We start from the raw sequence: 22,106 nt of genomic DNA on the forward strand, positions 1-22,106 counted from the left end.
ATCGCGTTCCTATTGTCCGAGGCGTTCGATCAGCGCCGGCGCATGCACCTGATCGGCCTTGTAGTTGCCGGTCAGCGTGTACATCACGATGTTGACCCCGGCGCGGAACGCGAATTCGCGCTGCCGTGGTTCGCCGGGCGTAAGCGGCAACATCGCCTGGCCGTCCGGGCGTATCGCCCAGGCGCCGGCAAGATCGTTGGAGGTGATGATGATCGGCGACACGCCGTCGCCGCCGCGCGCCGGCCGCGCCGCGGCGTCCTCGTCATCTTCATGCGGCAACGCCTCGACCCAGGTCTGGCCCGAATTGAAGCGGCCGGGAAAATCGCGCAGCAGATAAAACGTCTTGGTCAGGACGTGATCGCGCGGCACCGGTTCGAGTTCGGGAACGTCCAGCGAGGACAGAAGCTCGCGGAGCGCCTGCATCCCCGGCGTCTGCGACGCGCCGGCTTCACCCGGCGGCGCCTCGATGGCGTCACGGGTGTCGAACAGCACGGTTCCCCCGTTTTTCATGTAGGCATCGATCCGGTTGAGGGCGTCTTGCGGCGGCTTCGGGGCGCCGGGCACCACGGGCCAATAGATCAGGGGGAAGAACGCCAGTTCATCATGCGCCGGATCGATGCCGACGGGATCGCCGGCCTCGAGTGCGGTGCGCTGCGCGAGAAACAAGGTCAGTCCGGACAGGCCCGCCTTGACGATGGAATCGACATCGGCATTCCCGGTGACGACATAGGCGAGCCGGGTTTGCGTGGTGGCCTTGATCGCGAAATCGTCCTTCTCGTCGGCGCGGGACGGGGATGGTACGGCGAGCATCGCGGACAAAACAAACGCGAACGCCAGGACCGCCGACACCGCGCGGCGCCTCAGCAGCGCAGCGAGGCCGGCGCCAAGCAGCGCGACGATGATCGCGTCGATCAGGAACAGCGCCAGTGACGACGATAGCAGAATGCCGCGCAAGTCTTTCGGCTCCGAGTTGGTGTAGCTGCCGCGCCGCGCCCGCAACGGCGAGATATCGAGAGGCGCGATCCGATCCGACGCCGCCAGCGCATTGACCGCGAGCGGCCCGTCGGCCGGGCCGTAGAATCCCGGCGGATGGTCCGATGCCGCCCGATCGCGGAAGTCCGCAGGGATCGGCTTTGCGGTCGAGGGCGGCGGACCGAACGCGCCGAAGCCGTCGAGCGTGCGCAGCGGCGCTACCGTCTCGGTGGTTGCCGTGGTCGTGACCGCCGCATCCGGATTGGATGCATAGCCGGCGAGATCGACAATCCGCCGGAGCATTTCGACGAAGGTGCCGGACATCGGCAGATCGGACCAGCGCATATCGGCGCTGACATGGAACAGGCTCACCAGACCCTTGCCGCGGCGCTCACCCGTCACCAGCGGCGTTCCGTCTTCCAGGGAGGCCCAGGTTCTCGTCGCCAGCGTCGCATCCGGTTCGGCGAGCACCTGGCGATTGACGGTGATATCGCCGGGCACGGGAAGGCCGGCGAACGGACCGTTGGCGCCGAACGAAGAGAGATGCTGCGGCTTCTCCCATGTCAGGCTGCCGCCAAGCGTGCGTCCGCCACTGCGCAGCTTCACCGGCACCAGATCGTCGTCCTCGGACTGCGCCAAACGCGGACCGGCGAAGCGCACCAGCACGCCGCCCTGGTCGATCCAGGCATCCAGGCGCTCGCGGATTTCAGGCGACAGCGTGCCGACATCCGCCAGCACGATCATTGGCAGCTTCTGGTCGAGAAATTGCGCGATCGCCTGTTGCGGCGCGCCACGATCACCCAGCCGCACATCGGCGAATGGGCCGAGCGCGCGGGTGAGATAGAATGTCGGTGCGAGCAGCGGCTGCGCATTGTCGTTGGTCGATCCGCTGACGATGCCGATCGCGCGCCGCCGCCATCGTTTGTCGAGCAGTTGCACCGCGCCGGCCGACCGTTCGCCTGAGATTTCGAGCCGTGCGATGTCGTTGCGCAGCTCGACCGGCAGATCGAACGAGGCTTCGGTCTCGCTGTCCCGCGGGCCAAAGCTGTAGCGCGCTTCGCCAATCGGTGAACCCTTCAGATCGAGCGCGCGCACGACGCCGGCTGCAATTCCGCTGTCGGTGCGCAGCACCTTTACGGTCATCTTGGCCGCGGCGTTTTCGGCAGCAACCAGCGCCAGCGGGGAAGGGGTGCCGTCCTTGAAAACCGTCAACGTGCGATCCCCGATCGTTTTGCTTAAGGCGTCGACAAACTCCGGTCCGCGCCCGGTATCGACGCCGTCAGACAGCCAGGCGATCTCGCAATCGCCGGTCGCGTTGAGAAAACGTCCGATCAGGGGGAGAGTTTCAACCCGCTCGATCGCATAAGGCTTTGGTGTGAGCTGACGCAATGCCACCCGCGCGGTGCCCGCAGGCATCAATGTGATATCGCGCGCGGGCTCGGACAGCGGAACGAGCGCGACGGCGCGGCGGTCGCTGTCGGCCTGCGTGATCAATTCGTCCGCGGCCTTGATCCGGATGTCCCAGCTTGACGCTGCGCTCCAGCCGTCGTCGAGCAGGATCACCAGAGGCGCGTGGCTGCCGGCAGCACCGGCTTGCGGATTCCAGGTCGGCCCCGCCGCTGCCAGGATGATGAGAGCCGCCGCCGCCAGCCGGATGGCGGTGAGCCACCACGGCGTCCGCGATGGGGTCTCTTCCTTTGGCGTGATATCGAACAACAGCCGCGTCGGCGGAAACTCGATGCGCCGCGGCCGCGGCGGCATCACGCGCAACAGCCACCACAGCACCGGCAGGCTCAACAGGCCCAGCAGCAAAGCCGGTTCGGCGAAGGCGAGAGGCAGGCCGGCGATCATGCGGTTCGCCCCACTTTGACGGTGCTGGCGCGCGCGCCTGACTTGCTCACCATCATGCCGCTATGCAGGAACAGCAGCAGTTCGGCGGCCGAACGGCTGGTGGTGTGGGTCGAGAACAGCCAGTCGAGCTTGTCGGTCTCGGCGCGAATTTCGTCACGGTGAAGCGCGACGCGCGCCACGTAGTCGGTGGCCCATCTTTCCGCGCGGCCGGCGGTGATCATGCCGCCGCCCTCCGGTTCGACGAATTCGACACGGCCGGAATAGGGAAAACTTTCCTCCGCCGGATCGACGATCTGGATCAGTGCGCCATGCGCGCCCGAGGCCGACAGGCCGGCAAGCATGTTCCTGATCTCCGGCATCGGCGACCAGAAATCCGACAGCACCACGGTCTCGGCCAGCGCCGATGGCACGAACGATGGCGGCAGGCTCAGGCGGGTGGCGTCGTCATGCAGCATCGCCTGCGCCATCTTGTCGATCACGCTGCGGCTCGCGGTTGGATTCATCAGGCCGGGAATGCCGACGCGTTCGCCGCCCGCAACCAGCAGTTCGGCGAGCGCGAAGGTCACGATCAGCCCGCGCTCCAGCTTGCTGTCGCGCGCTTGGCTGGACGCAAAAGCCATCGATGGCGAGCGGTCCGGCCACAGCCACACGGTATGCGCGGCTTCCCATTCCTGCTCGCGAACATAGAGATGATCGTCGCGCGCCGATCGGCGCCAGTCGACGTTCTGGGATGGTTCGCCGGAATTGAAGCGGCGATATTGCCAGAAGCTTTCGCCGGTGCCGGCGCGCCGCCGTCCATGCAGGCCGTGAATGACGTTGGCGGCGATGCGGCGCGCTTCAAGCACCAGACGCGGCAACGATGCGGCGAGCGTTCGGCTTTCACCATCGGCACGTCGGACTGCTATGATCTCCCTGGCTGTGTGCTTGTCATCTCCCGCCATCAACCGATCCGCGCTTTCAATTGCCGGATCACATCGGGAATGGTGCGACCCTCGGCGCGGGCGGAGAAGGTCAGCGCCATGCGATGCTTGAGGACCGGCTCGGCGAGATCAAGCACGTCGTCGACCGAGGGAGCCAGACGCCCATCGAGCAAGGCGCGGGCGCGAACCGCGAGCATCAGCGACTGGCTGGCGCGGGGACCCGGTCCCCAAGCGATCAGCTTGCCGGCTTCGCCGCCTTCGGGACCCGGACGCGCGGAGCGCACCAGCGAGAGGATCGCTTCGACGACGGAATCGCCAACCGGCAGGCGGCGCACCAGCCGCTGCGCCGTGATCAGGATGTCGGCGTCCATGGATACTTTTGCCAGCGTTTCTTCGGCGCCGGTGGTTTCAAACAGGATGCGCCGCTCGGCTTCCCGATCCGGATAATCGACGTCGATCTCCATCAGGAAGCGATCGAGCTGCGCTTCCGGCAGCGGGTAGGTGCCTTCCTGCTCCAGTGGGTTTTGCGTCGCCAGCACGTGGAACGGCTTCGGCAGATCGTGCCGCACCCCCGCGACCGTGATGTGCTGCTCCTGCATGGCCTGCAGCAGCGCGGATTGCGTGCGCGGGCTGGCGCGATTGATTTCATCGGCCATCAGCAATTGCGCGAACACCGGCCCTGAGATGAAGCGGAACGAGCGCTTGCCGGTGCTGCTTTCGTCCAGCACTTCGGCGCCCAGAATATCCGACGGCATCAGGTCCGGCGTGAACTGGATGCGCTTGGCGTCCAACCCCAGCGTGGTTCCCAGAGTTTCGACCAGCTTGGTCTTGGCAAGACCGGGCACGCCGATCAGAAGCGCGTGACCGCCGGACAGGATCGTCACCAGCGTATTTTCAATGACGCGTTCCTGGCCGAAAATGACGGTCGCGATCGCATCTTTCGCCGCGCGAATTTGGCCGGCGACCTGCTCGGCCGAGCGGACAATCACGTCCTCGAGTTTTTCGACACTGTCCGCTCCAGCCATCTATTTCTCCTCGACCCTACGCCTTGCCTGAAAACGCCGCCAATGGCGTCGTCATGCCATGAAGCTCATGCTAAACCTATGCGAAGGCCATGCATTCGTTGAATTAAACTATCCCCATATTATCGGCATTATGGGGTATGAACTGCATCACGATGTGGCGAGTTTGGCATCAAGATTTCAACCGTTCCGTCGTCCGGGAAACGCACCCGAACGCTGCAACGACGTCTGCACCAAACACCTCACGGAATACGTGCACCATTCGTGCCAAATGGAAGCGATGAGATTCAGGGTAAACAATGGCGAAGCAAGGGCAGATTCCGCATCAGGGCCTTGAAGGCTTGACCGCCGCCGCCCGTGACGCTGCGGATGCCGGCCCGGGCGGAAAGGCGCTGCCGCCGGTGCATCTGTGGAATCCGCCATTCTGCGGCGATCTCGACATGCGAATCGCCGGCGATGGAACATGGTTCTACATGGGGACGCCGATCGGCCGGCCGGCGCTGGTGCGGCTGTTCTCGACGATTCTCAAGCGCGAGGACGGCAAGCACTTTCTCGTGACTCCGGTGGAGAAAGTCGGAATCCGTGTCGACGATGCGCCGTTTCTCGCCGTCGAGATGCTCAAGGACAGCGACAGCCAAGGCCGGTTGCTGCGGTTCCGTACCAATGTCGACGACTGGGTCGCTTGCGACGCCGCACACCGGTTGCGATTTACGGCCGCCGCCGACGGCGGCCTTACGCCCTATGTTCACGTCCGCGCCGATCTGTGGGCCAAGGTTACGCGGGCGATCTATTATGATCTGGTTGACATGGGCGAGGAGCGAGTGGTCGATGGTCGTCCGATGTTTGGGGTCGCATCGTCAGGCGAATTTTTCGCGATGGCCGACGCAGAGCAGGTGAGGGCGGCGCTTTGAACGAGCCGATGTTGAAGACGGAACCCGCTGCGATCAGTTCAGTGGAGTTCTTCGATCGGGCGCGCGCGCGGTTGCATTTCGACGTTCCACCCGGCCTGTTCGACCCGAACATCGTTCCGCCGAGCGGCGATGCCGGCACCGATCGAATGCTCGAGATCCTCGCGCGCGAACAGCCGATCCGCCCGGCGGCGGTCCTGATTCCGGTGGTGGACCATCCGCAACCGACCGTACTGCTGACGCAGCGATCGGCGCATCTCAACGATCATGCCGGCCAGATCTCCTTTCCCGGCGGCAAGATCGATGCGACCGACGCCACGCCGCTCGATGCCGCGTTGCGCGAGGCCCTTGAGGAAGTCGGCCTCACGCGTGAATTCATCGATCCGGTAGGCTATCTCGATCTGTACGGAACCAGCTTCGGATTTCGCATCCTGCCGACGGTGGCGCGGGTGCGGCCGGGATTCAAGCTGCGCATCAATGAAGCCGAGGTCGACGATGCATTCGAGGTGCCGCTGGCGTTCCTGATGAATCCTGACAACCATCAGGTGCACAGCAAGGAATTCCGCGGCATTGTGCGTTCATACTACGCCATGCCGTTTGCGGAACGCTACATCTGGGGCGCGACGGCGGGAATTCTTCGCGTACTGTACGAGCGGATCTATTTGCCATGATCCGTCCGGCTTTCACCGAAGTCGGAATTTTCCTGCTCCCCTTTGTGGTCTATGCGGTTTTTTTGATAGCGTCGCGCTCCGGTTTTATGGTGCAGACCTCGTGGCCTTTGCACGTCGTCGCCAAATTGGCATTGGGTTCGCTGGTGCTTGTCGTGATCGGTTTCGTTGTGCTGACGCATTTTTCCGGTGCGCCACCAAACTCGACCTATATTCCCGCGCATGTCGAGAATGGCAAACTCGTTCCGGGAGCTCAAAAATGACGGATGTGCGCGTGCTTGACGACGCGCCCTGGCTCAGATCCGGTCCAGCCGCCCGCGTGCTCGAATTGTTGAACGGCGCGGGCGCCGAGGCGCGCGTGGTCGGCGGCGCGGTTCGCAACGCGTTGCTCGGAATTCCGACCGGCGATATCGATATCGCGACGACGGCGTCACCTGACGAAGTCATTCGCCGCGCCAGGGCGGCCGGCGTCAAGAGCGTACCTACCGGCATCGAGCATGGCACGGTGACGCTCGTGGTCGAGGCGCAGCCGTTCGAGGTCACCACCTTGCGCGAGGACATCGAGACCTTTGGCCGCAAGGCGAAGGTTGCGTTCGGCCGCGACTGGATGCGCGATGCGCAGCGGCGCGATTTCACCATCAACGGTCTGTCGGTCGATGCCGATGGCGTCGTGCATGACTATGTCGGCGGCCTTGAGGATATCGCCGCAAGACGCGTGCGCTTCATCGGCGATCCGGACCGGCGTATTGCTGAGGATTATCTGCGCATCCTGCGGTTCTTCCGCATTCACGCCGCCTATGGCGCAGGTGAACCCGATCGCGCGGGATACCTCGCCTGCATCGGCGCGCGCGCGGGCCTTGAGACCCTTTCCGCCGAACGTATGCGCATGGAGATGCTGAAGCTGATGGTCGCGGAAGGCGCGGTGGGCGCTGTCGAAGCGATGGCCGACGGCGGGTTGTTGCAGGCTATTTTGGGCGGCATCGCCTATATCGGGCCGTTCAGCGCGATGATTTCGGTCGAGCGCGCGCTGGGACTTTCGCCGAGCGCCATTCGCCGGCTCGGTGCGCTTGCGGTCGCCGTCACCGAGGATGCGAGGCGGCTGTCCGGGCGCCTGCGGCTGACCAACAGCGAAACCAAAACGCTCGATTCCATGGGCCATCGCTGGTGGCGGCTGGCCGGCATGGACGAGGCGAGGGCGCGTCGGCGGCTCTACCGACTTGGGCCAGAGCGTTATCGCAACCGGCTGATGCTGGCGTGGGCGCGGGCGGGCGCGGACACAGACACCGCGTATTGGCGGGAGTTGGTAAGTTTGCCCGAGCGCTGGGCCGCGCCGAAATTTCCGTTGAAAGCGGCTGATTTCATCACGCGCGGAATTGCCGAAGGCCCCGCGCTCGGTCACGTAATCGCCCTGGCCGAAGATGCCTGGCTCGCGGCGGGCTTCCCGATGGATCAGCCCTCGCTTATAGCCATCGCCGACCAGACCGTCACACGTTTCAACCGCGACCACCGACTTTGAACATTGTGGCTGTGAACATCATGTCCGGCTTTGCCGATATTTCCCTGCTTCAACTGTTGCTGGTTGCCGGCGTGGCGTTGTTTGCTGCTGTGCTCGGAGGTTTGGCCGGCTACGGCACTGGCGCGCTGATGCCGCTGGTGCTGGTGCCGCTGATCGGCGCCGGGCCGGTGGTGCCGATCATCGCGATCTCCTCGATCTTCACCAACCTCAGCCGTTTCGTTGCCTATCTGCGTTATGCCGACCGCCGCCGCGCGCTGATCGTGATTGCCGCGGCGGCGGTGACGACCGCGCTCGGCGCTTACGGCTATACGCGGCTTACCAATGCCGGGGCAGCGGTGGTGATCGGCGCGATGCTGATATCGAGCGTGCCGCTGCGCCGTTTGCTCAAGCGCCACGATGTCCGGATCGGCGACACCGGGCTTGGCTTAGGCGCGGTCGGTTATGGCGTGGTGGTCGGCGGCACCTCCGGATCGGGCGTGATCCTGCTGTCGCTGCTGATGGCGGTGGGTCTCGAAGGCGCTGCCGTCATCGCCACAGACGCAGTGATTTCGCTTGCGACCAGCGTCATCAAGATTTCGGTGTTCGGATTGGCCGGTGTCGTCAACGCTCAGGTGCTTGCGTTTGCGCTGTTGATCGGTGTGGTGGCGCTGCCGGGGGCATTCCTTGCGCGCGCCTTTGTCGAGCGCATGCCAGTGCATATTCACACCGCGATCCTTGATGTTGCAGTGATTGCCGGCGGCTTGGTGATGATTTCCTCAGGGCTGCGGCAGTTATCGTAAAGTCAGGGCCACTTCACCTCGGGCGGCAGCGACGACAGAATGGAATCCACGTTGCCGCCGGTTTTCAATCCGAAAATCGTGCCGCGGTCATAGAGCAAATTGAATTCGACATAGCGTCCGCGCCGGATCAACTGCTCGTCACGGTCGGCGGTGCTCCACGGCGTGCCGAAATTGCGCCGGACAAGCTCCGGATAGGTTTTCAGCAGGGCACGGCCGACATCCTGCGTAAAAGCAAAATCGGCGTTCCAGTCGCCGCTGTCGTGCCAATCGTAGAAAATGCCGCCGATGCCGCGGGCCTCTTTACGGTGCGGAAGATAGAAATAGTCGTCGCACCATTTCTTGTATTTTGCGTACGGCGCGATGGCGGCGTGAGCATCGCACGCGGCCTGCATCGCGGCGTGAAAAGCCACCGTATCGGCGTCTTGCTGGGTCCGGCGCCGCTCGAGTAGCGGCGTCAGATCCGCCCCGCCGCCGAACCATGCTTTGGTGGTGACGACGAAGCGGGTGTTCATGTGCACCGCCGGAATGTTCGGGTTGCGCAGATGCGCGATCAGCGAAATGCCCGAGGCCCAGAACGCGGGATCGTCGGCGGCGCCGGGGATTTGCGCGCGGAATTCCGGCGCGAATTCGCCATGCACCGTTGAGCAATGCACGCCGACTTTCTCGAACAACCGTCCGCGCATGACCGACATCACGCCGCCGCCGCCCGGCTGGCGGGTGTGATCGGTGCGGTCCCAGGGTGTGCGCACGAAACGTCCGGCCTCGCCGGGATAGAGCGAGGCGGGGGCCTCGTCTTCGAGTTTCTCGAAGGCTGCGCAAATGTCATTGCGCAAGCTTTCGAACCATTGCCGGGCCAGCGCCTTGCGATCTTCGATTACGGAAAGGTCCATGCCGGTGCTTAGCTCTGCGGGCCGAAATAAGTGCAGCTTTCGTTGCAGCTGTCGCGGTGAACGCTGACCCGCGTGACGTGACCGGCGTGCTGGACCTTTTCCCAGATGAAGCGGGAAAGGTTCTCCAGTGTCGGCGGCCCGAGCGCGTCGACCTTGTTGAGCAGCTTGTGGTCGAGCATCTTTCGCACGTCCGTCATGCTCCGTTCGAGAAGGCCGAGGTCGAGCACCATCCCGGTCGCCGGATCGGGCATGCCGCGGATACTGACTTCAGCGCGGAACGAGTGGCCATGGATTTCCTCGCTGGCCTCGCCCAACGTCGTTCCCGGCAGCGCATGCGCGGCCTCGAACCGGAACGATTTCGTCAATTCCCACATCGGCAAATCCAGACCTATCTGATACCCAGTGTTTTATGCGTCTGCAGGCTGAGCCGCCATTGCGGATGCCGCAGACAATAATCAACCGCGCGCGCGGTGTTCTCGATCACGTCGGGCCCGTCCATCGGCTGTAGCGAGAAGCGCTCAAAGGCCAGATCGACAAAGGCCTCCGGTGCCGCGTCCGCCTGCGGATAAATCAGCTTGAGTTCATGGCCCCGCCGGACCACGAGCTCCGCGCCGGCTTTTGGGCTAACGCAGATCCAGTCCATGCCGTCGGGCGGCTCGATCGTGCCGTTGGTCTCAATGCCGATGCTGAAGCGGTGTCCATGGAGCGCGTCGATCAGAGCCGTATCGACTTGCAGCAGGGGCTCGCCGCCGGTCAATACCACGTAGCGGTTGGCCTCGGCGCCCATCCATTGCCCGGCGATGGTATCGGCAAGTTCCGCGGCCGAACCATAGCGGCCGCCGAGGGTGCCGTCGGTCCCGACAAAATCGGTGTCGCAAAACCGGCAGGTCGCGGTGGCGCGATCCTGCTCGCGGCCGCTCCAGAGGTTGCAGCCCGAGAACCGGCAGAACACCGCGGCGCGGCCGGCATGGGCGCCTTCGCCCTGCAGGGTCAGAAAGATTTCCTTGACCGCGTAACTCACCGCAGCGTCTCCTTAACTCCGGCGTTGGTTTGCCGCAGCGCCTCGCCTAGTGCCATGGCGGCGGCCATCGCCACATTGAGCGAGCGCAAACTGGGCTTGATCGGGATCACCAGCTTCGCGTCGGCCGCGGCCGCCACCTCATCGGTCACGCCTGCCGTTTCGCGCCCGAACAGCAGGATGTCTGTCGCCCGATACTGATAATCAAGATAGGGGCTGGCACTCTTGGTGGTGAACAGGACCAGCCGGTAACCCGCCTCCTTACGCCATTGGTCGAATTTTGACCATGAGTCGTGACGCGTCAGGGTTACCTGATCGAGATAATCCATGCCTGCGCGGCGGAAGCGCCGATCGGAGATCGCGAAGCCGGCCGGCTCGATAATATGGGCCGCCACGTCCATGCATGCGCAAAGGCGCAGAATCGTCCCGGTGTTCTGGGGGATGTCGGGCTGGAAAAGCGCGATTTGCATGGGCTGTCGGCTTGTGAAGCGCTGATGAAATGTCTGAATAAATCGTCGTCTGGCGCGGATTTAGTGCATTGCACGCTTGCGAGCCGATAGCGGGCTTGCGCTCTCACGGCAAGGGTGCCAATAGAACGATTCTGGACTGCCTGTTCCGCCCAATTGGATGGGGCAAAGCGGTCTTCTTGCCGCCGCGGGGGTCGCGGGCGCCGGCAGGCCTCCTCTGGTTCGTATGGGCGTTCCCTGAGGCGGTTCCACCGGCTGCAGCTGAGAAAGGGTTTGGAATCGTGACGACAGCGTCTTCGGCGGGCTCGACACGCCGTGATTTCCTCTTTGTTGCAACAGGAGCCGCCGCTGCGGTTGGCACAGTAGCCACGATATGGCCGCTCGTTTCCCAGATGAATCCGGACGCTTCGACGATCGCGGCGGGCGCGCCGATCGAGGTCGATCTGAAGCCGATCGCTGAAGGGCAGGACATCAAGGTGTTCTGGCGCGGCAAGCCGATCTACATCATGAACCGCACCAAGAAGCAGGTCGACGAGGCCCGCGCGGTGCCCGTGGCGAGCCTTCCCGATCCGGCCACCGACCAGTCCCGGGTCAAGGATGGCCACGACCAGTGGCTGGTCGTGATCGGCATCTGCACCCATCTCGGCTGTATCCCGATTGCGCATGAGGGCAATTACGACGGCTTCTTCTGCCCCTGCCACGGTTCGCAATACGACTCCTCGGGTCGTATTCGCCAGGGGCCGGCGCCCCTGAATCTGGCGGTCCCGCCCTATCAATTCGTCTCCGATACCAAAATCCAGATTGGCTGAAGCCCGGAACAGGTGTCCGAGTATCTCGCCCGTCGCTTCGTCTTTAAATTCCTCAGGATCGCATCATGAGCGGACCATCCGACTACCAGCCGACCAATCCAGCCGTGAAGTGGATTGAACGGCGTCTCCCGATTTTCGGTCTCGTCCACTCCTCGTTCGTGGCCTATCCGACGCCACGCAACTTGAACTACTGGTGGACCTTCGGCGCCATCCTTTCGATGATGCTCGTGGTGCAGATCCTCACCGGCGTGATCCTGGCGATGCATTACACGCCGAACGCCGATCTCGCCTTCCGCTCGGTCGAAGGCATCGTCCGCGACGTCAATTACGGCTGGCTGTTGCGCAACATGCATGCGGCCGGCGCTTCGATGTTCTTCCTTGCCGTCTACATCCACATGTTCCGCGGCCTGTATTACGGGTCGTACAAGGAGCCGCGTGAAATCCTCTGGATCCTCGGCGTCATCATCTACCTGCTGATGATGGCCACCGGCTTCATGGGCTACGTGCTTCCCTGGGGCCAGATGAGCTTCTGGGGCGCCACCGTCATCACCAACCTGTTCTCGGCCGTGCCCTATTTCGGCGAGAGCATCGTGACTTTGCTGTGGGGTGGATATTCCGTCGGCAACCCGACTCTGAACCGCTTCTTCTCACTGCATTACCTGCTGCCGTTCGTGATCGCCGGCGTCGTGGTGCTGCACGTCTGGGCGCTGCATGTCGCAGGCCAGAACAATCCGACCGGCGTCGAGCCGAAGACGGAAAAGGACACCGTGCCGTTCACGCCTTACGCGACCATCAAGGACATGTTCGGCGTCTCCTGCTTCCTGATCTTCTTCGCCTGGTTCATCTTCTACATGCCGAACTATCTCGGCGACGCCGACAACTACATCCCCGCCAATCCCGGCGTGACGCCGCAGCACATCGTGCCGGAATGGTATTATTTGCCGTTCTACGCGATCCTGCGCTCGATCCCGAACAAGCTCGCGGGCGTCACCGCGATGTTCTCGGCGATCATCGTGCTGGCGTTCCTGCCCTGGCTCGACAGCGCCAAGACGCGCTCGTCCAAATACCGTCCGCTGGCGAAACAGTTCTTCTGGATCTTCGTCGTCGTCTGCGTGCTGCTCGGCTATCTCGGCGCGCAGCCGCCGGAAGGCATCTACGTGATCGCAGGCCGCGTCCTGACCTTCTGCTACTTCGCCTATTTCCTGATCCTGTTGCCGCTGCTCAGCCGGATCGAAACGCCGCGGCCGCTGCCGAACTCTATCGCCGCCGACGTGCTGTCCAAAACCGGCAGCAAATCGGCACCGATGGTGTCGACGGTGATTGCCCTCATGGTTGCTGGTACGCTGTTCGCCGGCAGCGCGCAAAACGCCCGCGCGGCGGAGGACGATACGCCGCCGTCGCAGAGCTGGTCGTTCGCCGGCCCCTTCGGTAAGTTCGATCGCGGAGCGTTGCAGCGCGGCCTGAAGGTCTACAAGGAAGTCTGCTCCAACTGCCACAGCCTGAATTATATCGCGTTCCGCAATCTCGCCGATCCCGGCGGTCCCGGTTTCTCGGAAGCTCAGGCGGCGGCCTTCGCGTCCGACTATAAGATCAAGGATGGCCCGAACGATCAGGGCGACATGTTCGAACGGCCGGGCCGGCCCGCCGATTACTTCCCTGCGCCGTTCCCCAACGAGCAGGCCGCGCGCGCGGCCAATGGTGGGGCTGCGCCTCCCGACCTGTCGCTGATCACGAAAGCCCGTTCCTATGAGCGCGGTTTCCCGCAATTCATCTTCGATTTCTTCACGCAATTCCAGGAGCAGGGCCCGAACTATGTCGACGCCATCCTGCAGGGCTTCGACGACAAGGTGCCGGCCGGCGTGACCATTCCGGACGGCTCCTACTACAATAAATATTTCCCGGGCCACGCCATCAAGATGCCGAAGCCGTTGAGCGACGGTCAGGTGACGTTTGACGACGGGTCGCCGGTGACGGTTGCGCAATACGCCAAGGACGTTGCCACGTTCCTGATGTGGACGGCGGAGCCGCACATGGAGGCGCGCAAGCGGATCGGCATGCAGGTGTTCGTGTTCCTGATCCTGTTCGCAGGCCTGATGTACTTCACCAAAAAGAAGGTCTGGGCCAACGCGCACTGATCTCGGGATCGCATATCCGGACTGGAAAAGCCCCTGCGGGGGCTTTTTTGTTGGGTAAGCGGCAAACACCATCACGTTACAGCAGGGCGATTGCGTCCCGGCCGCGCAACGGACAAAATGGCCACCAATCGGCCCCCAATAAATCAACGACGAAACCAACGACGAAATCAGCGGAGGAACCCATGGGCACCAGCATCACGTTCAAGCGTCCCGACGGCAAGGAAGCTCACGGCTATCTCGCCAACGCCGCGCGCGGCAATGCGCCGGGCGTGGTGGTGATCCAGGAATGGTGGGGGCTGTCGGACCAGATCAAGGGGCTGTGCGACCGCTTCGCGGTGGCTGGCTTCGACGCGTTGGCGCCAGATCTCTACAAGGGCAAGGTGGTGCCGTATCACGACACGGATGCGGCCGGCAAAGAGATGAACTCGCTGGATTTCATCGATGCCACCACGCAGACCGTGCGCGGCGCGGTGCAGTATCTGTCGAGGAACGGCGCCAAGGTCGGCCTGACCGGTTTCTGCCTCGGCGGCGCCGTGACCATCATCGGCGCTGCCAGGGTGCCGGAGCTGGCCGCGGGCGTGGTGTTCTACGGCATTCCGCCGGAGCAGGCGGCAAAGCCCGCCGACATCAAGATTCCGCTGCAGGCGCATTTCGCCAACAAGGACGATTGGTGCACGCCGCAACTGGTCGACGGGTTCGAGAAGGCCATGAAGGCCGCCGGCAAATCGCTGGAGCTGTTCCGCTATGACGCCGAACACGCCTTCGTCAACGAGCAGCGGATGGCGGTGCACGACCGTGAGGCGGCAGAGCTGGCCTGGGGCCGCGCCACGGAGTTTTTCAAAAAGCATCTGGGGTGAGGCAAGCGTCACAGGCGCGATTCCCTCTCCCGCTTGCGGGGGAGGGTTAGGGTGGGGGCCACTACGAGCACAATGCTCGCGATGCCCCCTCTCCATCTCTCCCCCCGCAAGCGGGAGAGAGGGCGTACCGTGTTTGCGGCGAGGCCTGCGACCCACATCGCTCAGCCCTTGCCGCTAACCCCGTCCCACCACGCGCACGTCCCGGTCATCAGCTTGTAATTGCCGTCCATCACCTGAACCGGAGCGCGGAGGCCGGCAGCGGCTGCACGCATCCGCATCTCGCGCGCCAGATCACGATCCTCCGGCGGCAGCCACACGCGCTCATGTCCCCACAGGCTCGGACCATCCTTCAGTTCGAGCGGTTGCCATGTCTGCGGCTCGATCTCGCGACCGCCCCAGCCGCATTCGACCATGAACGAGGATGGCGTCTTGGCGTAAAACGATGTCATGAGATCGTTGGTGTGACGGCCAAGCGTGACGCTGACCCGCTCGGCCTGGTTCAAGGCGACATCATAGGACTGGCCGACATCGTCGAGCGAGAACAGCTCGACCATCAGATGATGCATGCCGTTGCGTCCGGTCTCGATCAAGGCAAGGCTGTGATGCCGCGCATTGACGTGAAAAAAATAGGCGCGAAACGGCTTCTGCATGTAGTCGCTGAGTCCGAAGCCGAGCACATCGACATAGAACGGCATCACCGTGTCGATATTCTCGACCGTCAGCACGGCATGACCGACGCCGAGCGGGCCGGTGCGGAAACCCGAAATCGAACGGCCGGGACTGAACGGCGTGTCGTCGACCTCGGCGTCGTAAAACGCTTCGAGGCGATTGCCCGCCGGATCCCGAAACGAAATCAGGCCGCGAACACGCCTGTTATCGGCAAGTGTCTGCGGTTCGGCCGTGACATCGACCTTGGCCGCTTCCAGCCGCGCCGCAAGCGCGTCCAATGCGGCCGCGTCGGCAACCTCCCAGCCGAAAAAGCGCGCGCCCTCCGGCAACGAGCGGTCGATCACGATGCGTTGTTTGCGGTCGTCCATCCGGAAGGCGAGCAGCGAAGCGCTGCGTTCCACCGCCTGCAGGCCGACCAGACCGGTTCCGAACTGCCGCCAGCCGTCGAGATCGGCCGATCCAAATCCGACATATCCCAAGGCCTGTACGGGCATTGCGCGCCTCCGCTGATTGTGAAGCCCGATCGTTAATTCCGTCGTGCTTGCTTAAATCCTACGCATATTTTGCCCGTTTCAAACCCAAAAGATGCGCCCCAGCCACGGCCCGCCAGGCTGCGGCCCGGCTGGGCATCCCTTGACGAACCGGCGCGGCCATGGTGTTTACTCGGTCCATGAGCATCGTCGTCCGCGAAAACCGTCTTTGGTGGCGCACCTTCTAAAGGTGGCCGGTGCGATTTCATTTTCTCCAATCGTTAGAGGCCGTCATCGCAGCGCGACGGCCTTTTCGTTTGTCCTGTGTGGCGTTTCCTCGGCAAGTTTCGTAAGAGGATCACATGAACAGGACAGCTTTCTCGCTTCCCGCCTATAGCGAATACCGCACCCGCAGCGGCCTCGAGGTTTCGCGGTCAGTGGAGCAATTCACCGGTGGCGCCAGCAGGCTCGATGATCTGATCGATCTGCTCGACCGCCGTCGCGGGGTGGTGCTGTCGTCGGGCACCACGGTGCCTGGCCGCTATGAGAGCTTCGATCTCGGCTTCTCCGATCCGCCGCTGCGGCTGGAAACATCCGGCTCTGATTTTTCGCTGGCCGCGCTGAATGCGCGCGGCGAAGTGCTGATCGCCTTTCTCGCAGACACCTTGCGCGAGCCCAGCGTCGTCATCTCTGAGAAAAGCGCTGTCCGTCTTGCCGGTCATATCCTGCGCGGCCCAGCGCCGGTCGAGGAAGACCAGCGCACCCGCCGCGCCAGCGTGATGTCGCTGGTACGCGCGCTGGTGGCAGCGTTCGGCGCCACTGACGATCCGTTGCTCGGCCTGTTCGGCGCTTTCGCCTATGACCTCGTGTTCCAGATCGAGGACCTCGTGCAGAAGCGCGCGCGCGAGAAAGACCAGCGCGACATCGTGCTTTACGTGCCGGATCGGCTGCTGGCGTACGACCGCGCCACCGGGCGCGGTGTGGTGCTGTCTTACGAGTTCGCCTGGAAAGGAAAGTCCACCGCAGGTCTGCCGCGCGAAACTGCCGAGAGCGTCTATGCGAGGACGCCGCGGCAGGGGTTTGCCGATCATGCGCCAGGTGAATATCAGGCGACGGTTGAGACTGCGCGCGCGGCGTTCGCGCGCGGCGATCTGTTCGAGGCGGTGCCTGGGCAATTGTTCGCCGAGCCCTGCGATCGTTCGCCGGCGGAAGTGTTCCAGCGGCTATGCCGGATCAACCCCTCGCCCTATGGCGCGCTGATGAATCTCGGCGACGGCGAATTCCTGGTGTCGGCGTCGCCGGAAATGTTCGTGCGCTCCGACGGCAGGCGGGTCGAGACCTGCCCGATCTCGGGCACGATCGCGCGCGGCACCGACGCGATCGGCGACGCCGAGCAGATCCGGCAATTGCTGAATTCGGAAAAGGACGAATTCGAGCTCAACATGTGCACCGACGTCGATCGCAACGACAAGGCGCGCGTGTGCGTGCCCGGCAGCATCAAGGTGCTGGCGCGGCGGCAGATCGAGACCTACTCGAAGCTGTTTCATACCGTCGACCACGTCGAAGGCATGCTGCGGCCGGGCTTCGACTCGCTCGATGCATTCCTCACCCACGCCTGGGCGGTGACCGTGACCGGCGCTCCGAAATTGTGGGCGATGCAGTTCGTCGAGGACAACGAGCGCTCGCCGCGGCGCTGGTATGCCGGCGCGATCGGCGCGGTCAATTTCGACGGCAGTATCAACACCGGCCTGACGATCCGCACCATCCGCATGAAGGACGGCCTGGCCGAGGTGCGGGTCGGCGCCACCTGCCTGTTCGATTCCGATCCCGCCGCCGAGGACCGTGAATGCCAGGTCAAGGCGGCGGCGCTGTTTCAGGCACTGCGCGGCGATCCGCCAAAGCGGCTGTCTGCCGTTGCGCCCGACGCGACCGGCTCGGGCAAGCGGGTGCTGTTGATCGATCATGACGACAGCTTCGTTCACATGCTGGCGGATTATTTCCGGCAGGTCGGCGCCGCCGTCACCGTCGTGCGATACGTCCATGCCCAGCAGATGCTGAGCACCAAAGACTATGATCTCCTAGTGTTGTCGCCGGGACCGGGAAGGCCGGAAGATTTCGGGATTGCCAAGACGATCGGTGCGGCGCTCGGCAAGAAACTGCCGATCTTCGGCGTTTGCCTCGGGGTGCAGGCGATCGGCGAATATTTCGGCGGCCAGCTCGGCCAACTCGGCCAGCCGGCGCATGGCCGGCCATCGCGCGTTCAGGTGCGCGGCGGGCGGCTGATGCAGAACCTGCCCAATGAGATCGTGATCGGCCGTTATCATTCGCTCTTTGTCGAACGGGACAGCATGCCTGACGTGCTCAGCGTAACCGCGAGCACCGAAGACGGCGTTGCCATGGCGATCGAGCATAAGACGCTGCCGGTCGGCGGCGTGCAGTTTCATCCGGAATCACTGATGTCGCTCGGCGGCGAAGTCGGCTTGCGCATCGTGGAGAATGCATTCCGGCTTGCGGTGCCGGTCAATTGAAATGAACCGTCATTGCGAGGAGCATTTGCGACGAAGCAATCCAGTCTTGTTGAACGGTTCTGGATTGCTTCGTGGAGCCTGTCATCGGGCGGCGCTCTGCGCCGACCCGTTGGCTCGCAATGACGAAAATAGGACCATTGAAACGAGATGAAACCGATGACTTTTGAATATGATTTAAGGGCCACTGTCCGCACCATCCCTGACTATCCGAAGCCGGGAATCCTGTTTCGCGATATCACCACGCTGCTTGGCGACGCGCGTGCGTTCCGCCGCGCGGTCGATGAGCTGGTGCATCCCTGGGCCGGCTCGAAGATCGACAAGGTCGCCGGCATCGAGGCGCGCGGCTTCATTCTCGGCGGCGCGGTCGCGCATCAGGTTTCCGCCGGCTTCGTGCCGATCCGCAAGAAGGGCAAGCTGCCGCATACCACAGTGCGCATCGCCTACTCGCTGGAATATGGCCTCGACGAGATGGAAATGCATGCCGACGCGATCCATCCTGGCGAGCGTGTAATCCTGGTCGACGATTTGATTGCCACCGGCGGCACCGCGGAGGGCGCCGTGAAACTGCTGCGCCAGATCGGCGCCGATGTGGTCGCAGCCTGCTTCATCATCGACCTGCCAGATCTCGGGGGCGCTGCGAAATTACGGGCGATGGATGTGCCGGTGCGAACGCTGATGGCCTTTGACGGGCACTGATTTTTCCGACTCCCCCCGCTTGCGGGGCGAGGGAGAAGAAATCACGACTGCTGCAAGATCAGGTTCAGCTCCAGCTCGCGAAAGCTGAGATAGTTCCTGCGGATCCATTGATGCAGCTCGGTCGATGAATCCTTCTCCTGGCGCAAATAATCGGTGAACGAGAAGGTCAGCCGGCTGATATAGGTTTTCAGGAACACCGGAAGTGCGGCGATATGGAGCACCGGTCCGCGTGAAAACGCAGACGGCAGCTCGCCGCGTACCACATATTCGTTGTCGATGGTGACCAGCGCGGATGGCGGAATCTGCTGGCTCAGCGTTTCGTGCCCGCGCGCCGACACGCGGTCGGTATCCGCCACGAACAGGACAACCGGTGCGACGTGGCGTCGCGCCGCTTCCTTGATGAAACCGATTTCCTCGCACATCTTGAAGAACTCGTCGAAGGCGTGGTAGCCAAGATCGATGACCTTGGCGACGCCGTCATCGACGATCAGGCGGTCCATCAGCTGCATCTTGCCGACCGTGTCGTCGATCTCGGCCGTCTCGGTTATCCTGGGAAGGTAGTCGAGCAGCGACGGCTCCTTCAGGTTGATGTCGAAGGAGGTCACCGTTCCGTTTTTCAGCAGCAGGAATTCGCTGAGCAGCCGCGCGACCGTCGTCTTGCCGACGATAGGGCGGGGCGAGCAGACGATGAAGACCGGCGTGTAGCTCATCAAGGATTATATCAGGCGAATTGATCGCCTAATCCAGCCCAATCCCGTCTACGAGGCAATTATTTTTCGCCGCTGCGCGTGACCGATTTGGTGGCGCCGACGAGATCGGTCAGCTTGATGCGGTCGAACTCGCTCCAGACATTGGCGAGCCAGTGCCGGACATAGCCGCGCAGCACGAAGGAATAATTGGCGGCCTCGTCGCTCGTGCCCTTGTTGGCGACGAATTTGAGGAACGGCACCGAGGCGACCTCGACCTGCTCGAAGGCCATTTCGTTGAGCTTGGGGATGACCAGGTCGGTGGCGTCCTTGATGCGGTGAAAATAGGAATTGTAGGTCGACTGGTCCCACTCGAAGAAGCTGGTGTTGTTGATGAAATTCTTCACCAGGAAATATTTGACGCCCTGCATGAAGTTCGCGGTCTCGGCGATCTCGTCGAGCGAGGCGATCGAGGGTCCCAGTATATGGAACACGGCAAAGGTGATCTGGCCTGACTTGGCGGCATCGAGAAACCCGATGTCGCGCAACGAGGCCAGCGCGGGGGACATCAGTCCGGCGCGGACGTCGATCACGGTGACGGAGGGGCTGACCGCGTTGAGCGTGTCGAAGATCTTCATCTGATCCGAGGTGGTCGTCATGTCGACGATCTCGGTGATGTCAGGATGGAACCGCTTCAGCGTCCCGCGCGGCGATTCGGTATCGAAGGCGCGGGTCGGTACATTGTTAGCGCTGAAATAGTCCAGCAAGGTTCGCGACACGGTGGTCTTGCCGACCCCGCCTTTATCGGCTCCTACGACGATCACTACTGGCTTTGCCATGAAATTCCCTTATGCGCCCCGGCCGCCGGGAGCGACCGTGATGTCCCTGTCCCTGCTTTGGGCGCGAACATGGCAGAAACAAGGGAGAATTCAATTCTTTAAGACGGACATCGAGAATAATCGCTGCCGATGTCGTTAACGTAACGGTTGCGCATCGCATTGACGCAAAAGGATTAATGACGACCCCACGGACCGGCCGGATCGCTCCACGGGCCCTGCAAAGGACCCTGTGGCGGGACCTGCGGCGCAGCACCGGAATCCGCAGGGGAACCCCAGGGACCCGACGGCACGGGCGAGGGAACCTGGCCATTGGCCGGCGTTTGCGTCGGGTCGTCCGGCGCGGGCAGAGCGAGCGGCCCGGGATCGTGACCGCCGGCGAATTTCACCAGCGCCTGCACGCGCTGGTCCACGGAAGGGTGGGTTGCAAACAGGTCCGAAAAACCCTCGCGCGGATTGTCGACGCAGAGTTCCATCACCGCCGAGGTCGCGCCAGGCAGTTCGCCGCGGCCTTCGATCTTGCGCAAGGCCGAGATCATGGCGTCGGGATTCTTCGTCAGCTCGACCGATCCGGCGTCGGCGAGCAGTTCGCGCGACCGTGACAGCGCCAGCCGAACCAGCTGCGACAGCAGCCAGGCCAGCGCAATCAGCACGACCGCGAGGATCACGATGATAATGACCGCGCCGCCACCCGAACTTTTCCGGTCGCCGCCGCTGTCCGAGGAGGAAGATGACGAGGACGACGACGACGACCGCCACGACGAACCGCCGCCGTAACCCCAGCCATAATTGCCGAAGCCGGTGAAACTGCGGAACAGCAGTTCGGCGAAGAAGCCGACCACGCCGGCAATGATCACCGCGATCACCATCATCTGCACGTCGCCGTTGCGGATGTGGGTGAGCTCGTGGCCCAGCACGGCCTCGATCTCCTGATCGTTGAGCGCGTTCAGGAGGCCCCTGGTGACGGTGACGGCGTATTGGCGCTGGTTGAGCCCGGTCGCGTAGGCGTTCAGCGCGCCGCTCTCCACGATCTTCAGTTTCGGCATCGGAATGCCGCGCGAGATGCAGAGGTTTTCCAGCAAATTATAGAGCCGGGGTTCCTGCTGCCGCGTGACGTTCTCGCCACCGGTGACTGCGTCGATGATCGATTGATGGAAGAAGTAGGCGATCACGATCCACAGCGCGGCCGCCCCGGTCGAATAGGGAAGAGTCCTGATGACGTCCGCAAACGCCACGGTCAGATAATAGTCGACCGTCCCGTTGCTGTTGTTCACCACTTCGATGATCAGCGCGCCGGCGTAGACCACCACGTAGACCAGAAGAAACAGCCCGGCGAGCAGCAGCATCGAACGAAACCTGTTCGAAGCGATGTGCGTGTAAAGACCGTACGCCGCCATGATGCGCTGCTC

The 22,106-nt window shown here is 63.2% G+C and carries 21 protein-coding genes; 10 read left to right on the forward strand and 11 right to left on the reverse strand.

All coding sequences use genetic code 11. The features are described 5' to 3' along the window. Positions 1 to 9: 9 nt before the first annotated feature. The 3 genes from BLV09_RS32700 to BLV09_RS32710 are packed head-to-tail and all read right to left on the reverse strand — an operon-like array spanning position 10 to position 4,768. Positions 10 to 2,820 carry a DUF4159 domain-containing protein gene (locus BLV09_RS32700; RefSeq protein ID WP_146691402.1) on the reverse strand — a complete coding sequence of 937 codons (2,811 nt, stop codon included), beginning with the start codon at positions 2,818 to 2,820 and terminating at the stop codon, positions 10 to 12. Then, on the reverse strand, positions 2,820 to 3,764 hold the full coding sequence (locus tag BLV09_RS32705; protein WP_146690349.1) for a DUF58 domain-containing protein: 945 nt from the start codon (positions 3,762 to 3,764) through the stop codon (positions 2,820 to 2,822). The genes BLV09_RS32700 and BLV09_RS32705 overlap by 1 nt, the downstream gene beginning before the upstream one ends. Continuing rightward, complete coding sequence (locus BLV09_RS32710; RefSeq protein ID WP_100386322.1) at positions 3,764 to 4,768, reverse strand: AAA family ATPase; 1,005 nt, start codon at positions 4,766 to 4,768, stop codon at positions 3,764 to 3,766. The genes BLV09_RS32705 and BLV09_RS32710 overlap by 1 nt, the downstream gene beginning before the upstream one ends. 296 nt (positions 4,769 to 5,064) lie before the next feature. Here BLV09_RS32710 and BLV09_RS32715 point away from each other — a divergent pair, with 296 nt between their 5' ends. From BLV09_RS32715 to BLV09_RS32735, 5 genes are read left to right on the forward strand one after another with little or no spacing between them, the layout of a single operon-like run. Continuing rightward, positions 5,065 to 5,676 (forward strand): DUF1285 domain-containing protein, encoded by a 612-nt coding sequence (locus BLV09_RS32715; RefSeq protein ID WP_146690350.1) that lies wholly within the window; start codon positions 5,065 to 5,067, stop codon positions 5,674 to 5,676. Positions 5,677 to 5,684: 8 nt separating this feature from the next. Beyond that, the gene (locus BLV09_RS32720) at positions 5,685 to 6,344 is read left to right on the forward strand and encodes a CoA pyrophosphatase (protein ID WP_433994369.1); all 660 of its coding nucleotides are present in this window, start codon (positions 5,685 to 5,687) and stop codon (positions 6,342 to 6,344) included. Further along, on the forward strand, positions 6,341 to 6,604 hold the full coding sequence (locus BLV09_RS32725) for a DUF6111 family protein (RefSeq protein ID WP_100386325.1): 264 nt from the start codon (positions 6,341 to 6,343) through the stop codon (positions 6,602 to 6,604). Before BLV09_RS32720 ends, BLV09_RS32725 begins: the two co-directional genes overlap by 4 nt. Further along, positions 6,601 to 7,857 (forward strand): CCA tRNA nucleotidyltransferase, encoded by a 1,257-nt coding sequence (locus BLV09_RS32730; protein WP_146690352.1) that lies wholly within the window; start codon positions 6,601 to 6,603, stop codon positions 7,855 to 7,857. The genes BLV09_RS32725 and BLV09_RS32730 overlap by 4 nt, the downstream gene beginning before the upstream one ends. A gap of 11 nt (positions 7,858 to 7,868) precedes the next feature. Then, on the forward strand, positions 7,869 to 8,636 hold the full coding sequence (locus BLV09_RS32735; RefSeq protein ID WP_146691403.1) for a TSUP family transporter: 768 nt from the start codon (positions 7,869 to 7,871) through the stop codon (positions 8,634 to 8,636). 2 nt (positions 8,637 to 8,638) lie between these two features. Here BLV09_RS32735 and hemF read toward each other — a convergent pair whose 3' ends face one another. From hemF to BLV09_RS32755, 4 genes are read right to left on the reverse strand one after another with little or no spacing between them, the layout of a single operon-like run. Next, positions 8,639 to 9,526, reverse strand: coding sequence for an oxygen-dependent coproporphyrinogen oxidase (gene hemF, locus BLV09_RS32740; protein WP_146690353.1), 888 nt, complete (start codon positions 9,524 to 9,526; stop codon positions 8,639 to 8,641). 8 nt (positions 9,527 to 9,534) lie between these two features. Beyond that, positions 9,535 to 9,900, reverse strand: coding sequence for a 6-pyruvoyl trahydropterin synthase family protein (locus BLV09_RS32745; protein WP_146690354.1), 366 nt, complete (start codon positions 9,898 to 9,900; stop codon positions 9,535 to 9,537). A 14-nt stretch (positions 9,901 to 9,914) separates the two neighbouring features. After that, positions 9,915 to 10,547, reverse strand: coding sequence for a 7-carboxy-7-deazaguanine synthase (gene queE, locus BLV09_RS32750; RefSeq protein WP_146690355.1), 633 nt, complete (start codon positions 10,545 to 10,547; stop codon positions 9,915 to 9,917). Beyond that, the gene (locus tag BLV09_RS32755; protein ID WP_146690356.1) at positions 10,544 to 11,014 is read right to left on the reverse strand and encodes a tRNA (cytidine(34)-2'-O)-methyltransferase; all 471 of its coding nucleotides are present in this window, start codon (positions 11,012 to 11,014) and stop codon (positions 10,544 to 10,546) included. The genes queE and BLV09_RS32755 overlap by 4 nt, the downstream gene beginning before the upstream one ends. A gap of 278 nt (positions 11,015 to 11,292) precedes the next feature. Here BLV09_RS32755 and petA point away from each other — a divergent pair, with 278 nt between their 5' ends. The 3 genes from petA (at position 11,293) to BLV09_RS32770 (ending at position 14,812) form a co-directional block, all read left to right on the forward strand. Further along, positions 11,293 to 11,820, forward strand: coding sequence for a ubiquinol-cytochrome c reductase iron-sulfur subunit (gene petA, locus BLV09_RS32760; protein ID WP_100386332.1), 528 nt, complete (start codon positions 11,293 to 11,295; stop codon positions 11,818 to 11,820). A gap of 65 nt (positions 11,821 to 11,885) precedes the next feature. Continuing rightward, the gene (locus tag BLV09_RS32765) at positions 11,886 to 13,955 is read left to right on the forward strand and encodes a cytochrome c1 (protein WP_146690357.1); all 2,070 of its coding nucleotides are present in this window, start codon (positions 11,886 to 11,888) and stop codon (positions 13,953 to 13,955) included. Positions 13,956 to 14,137: 182 nt separating this feature from the next. Further along, entirely contained in the window at positions 14,138 to 14,812 is a 675-nt protein-coding gene (locus tag BLV09_RS32770; RefSeq protein ID WP_100386334.1) for a dienelactone hydrolase family protein, read from the forward strand. Between the two features lie 161 nt (positions 14,813 to 14,973). Here the strand turns inward: BLV09_RS32770 and BLV09_RS32775 are convergent, their stop codons facing one another. Next, positions 14,974 to 15,975 (reverse strand): VOC family protein, encoded by a 1,002-nt coding sequence (locus BLV09_RS32775; RefSeq protein ID WP_146690358.1) that lies wholly within the window; start codon positions 15,973 to 15,975, stop codon positions 14,974 to 14,976. Between the two features lie 338 nt (positions 15,976 to 16,313). Here BLV09_RS32775 and BLV09_RS32780 point away from each other — a divergent pair, with 338 nt between their 5' ends. Together BLV09_RS32780 and BLV09_RS32785 are read left to right on the forward strand one after the other, a co-directional pair. Next, positions 16,314 to 18,479 (forward strand): anthranilate synthase component I, encoded by a 2,166-nt coding sequence (locus BLV09_RS32780; RefSeq protein ID WP_146690359.1) that lies wholly within the window; start codon positions 16,314 to 16,316, stop codon positions 18,477 to 18,479. Positions 18,480 to 18,635: 156 nt separating this feature from the next. Beyond that, positions 18,636 to 19,175 carry an adenine phosphoribosyltransferase gene (locus tag BLV09_RS32785; RefSeq protein ID WP_100387521.1) on the forward strand — a complete coding sequence of 180 codons (540 nt, stop codon included), beginning with the start codon at positions 18,636 to 18,638 and terminating at the stop codon, positions 19,173 to 19,175. Positions 19,176 to 19,216: 41 nt separating this feature from the next. On the opposite strand, the gene BLV09_RS32790 is transcribed toward BLV09_RS32785, so the two are convergent. From BLV09_RS32790 to BLV09_RS32800, 3 genes are all read right to left on the reverse strand, one after another. Continuing rightward, positions 19,217 to 19,885: a hypothetical protein gene (locus BLV09_RS32790; RefSeq protein WP_167558962.1), complete on the reverse strand. Its 669-nt coding sequence runs from the start codon at positions 19,883 to 19,885 to the stop codon at positions 19,217 to 19,219. 59 nt (positions 19,886 to 19,944) lie between these two features. Next, on the reverse strand, positions 19,945 to 20,700 hold the full coding sequence (locus tag BLV09_RS32795) for a hypothetical protein (protein ID WP_100386338.1): 756 nt from the start codon (positions 20,698 to 20,700) through the stop codon (positions 19,945 to 19,947). A 173-nt stretch (positions 20,701 to 20,873) separates the two neighbouring features. Then, positions 20,874 to 22,094 (reverse strand): M48 family metalloprotease, encoded by a 1,221-nt coding sequence (locus BLV09_RS32800; protein WP_146690361.1) that lies wholly within the window; start codon positions 22,092 to 22,094, stop codon positions 20,874 to 20,876. Between the last annotated feature and the right edge of the window lie 12 nt (positions 22,095 to 22,106).

It is taken from the genome of Bradyrhizobium canariense (assembly GCF_900105125.1).
Lineage (GTDB): Bacteria > Pseudomonadota > Alphaproteobacteria > Rhizobiales > Xanthobacteraceae > Bradyrhizobium > Bradyrhizobium canariense_A.

Bases quoted from the DNA above. Each gene is read 5' to 3' on its own strand.
- BLV09_RS32705 (WP_146690349.1), bottom strand. From the start codon at position 3,764: ATGGCGGGAGATGACAAGCACACAGCCAGGGAGATCATAGCAGTCCGA.
- BLV09_RS32710 (WP_100386322.1), bottom strand. From the start codon at position 4,768: ATGGCTGGAGCGGACAGTGTCGAAAAACTCGAGGACGTGATTGTCCGC.
- BLV09_RS32715 (WP_146690350.1), top strand. From the start codon at position 5,065: ATGGCGAAGCAAGGGCAGATTCCGCATCAGGGCCTTGAAGGCTTGACC.
- BLV09_RS32720 (WP_433994369.1), top strand. From the start codon at position 5,685: ATGTTGAAGACGGAACCCGCTGCGATCAGTTCAGTGGAGTTCTTCGAT.
- BLV09_RS32725 (WP_100386325.1), top strand. From the start codon at position 6,341: ATGATCCGTCCGGCTTTCACCGAAGTCGGAATTTTCCTGCTCCCCTTT.
- BLV09_RS32730 (WP_146690352.1), top strand. From the start codon at position 6,601: ATGACGGATGTGCGCGTGCTTGACGACGCGCCCTGGCTCAGATCCGGT.
- hemF (WP_146690353.1), bottom strand. From the start codon at position 9,526: ATGGACCTTTCCGTAATCGAAGATCGCAAGGCGCTGGCCCGGCAATGG.
- BLV09_RS32745 (WP_146690354.1), bottom strand. From the start codon at position 9,900: ATGTGGGAATTGACGAAATCGTTCCGGTTCGAGGCCGCGCATGCGCTG.
- BLV09_RS32755 (WP_146690356.1), bottom strand. From the start codon at position 11,014: ATGCAAATCGCGCTTTTCCAGCCCGACATCCCCCAGAACACCGGGACG.
- BLV09_RS32765 (WP_146690357.1), top strand. From the start codon at position 11,886: ATGAGCGGACCATCCGACTACCAGCCGACCAATCCAGCCGTGAAGTGG.
- BLV09_RS32770 (WP_100386334.1), top strand. From the start codon at position 14,138: ATGGGCACCAGCATCACGTTCAAGCGTCCCGACGGCAAGGAAGCTCAC.
- BLV09_RS32775 (WP_146690358.1), bottom strand. From the start codon at position 15,975: ATGCCCGTACAGGCCTTGGGATATGTCGGATTTGGATCGGCCGATCTC.
- BLV09_RS32780 (WP_146690359.1), top strand. From the start codon at position 16,314: ATGAACAGGACAGCTTTCTCGCTTCCCGCCTATAGCGAATACCGCACC.
- BLV09_RS32785 (WP_100387521.1), top strand. From the start codon at position 18,636: ATGACTTTTGAATATGATTTAAGGGCCACTGTCCGCACCATCCCTGAC.
- BLV09_RS32790 (WP_167558962.1), bottom strand. From the start codon at position 19,885: ATGAGCTACACGCCGGTCTTCATCGTCTGCTCGCCCCGCCCTATCGTC.
- BLV09_RS32795 (WP_100386338.1), bottom strand. From the start codon at position 20,700: ATGGCAAAGCCAGTAGTGATCGTCGTAGGAGCCGATAAAGGCGGGGTC.
- BLV09_RS32800 (WP_146690361.1), bottom strand. From the start codon at position 22,094: ATGGCGGCGTACGGTCTTTACACGCACATCGCTTCGAACAGGTTTCGT.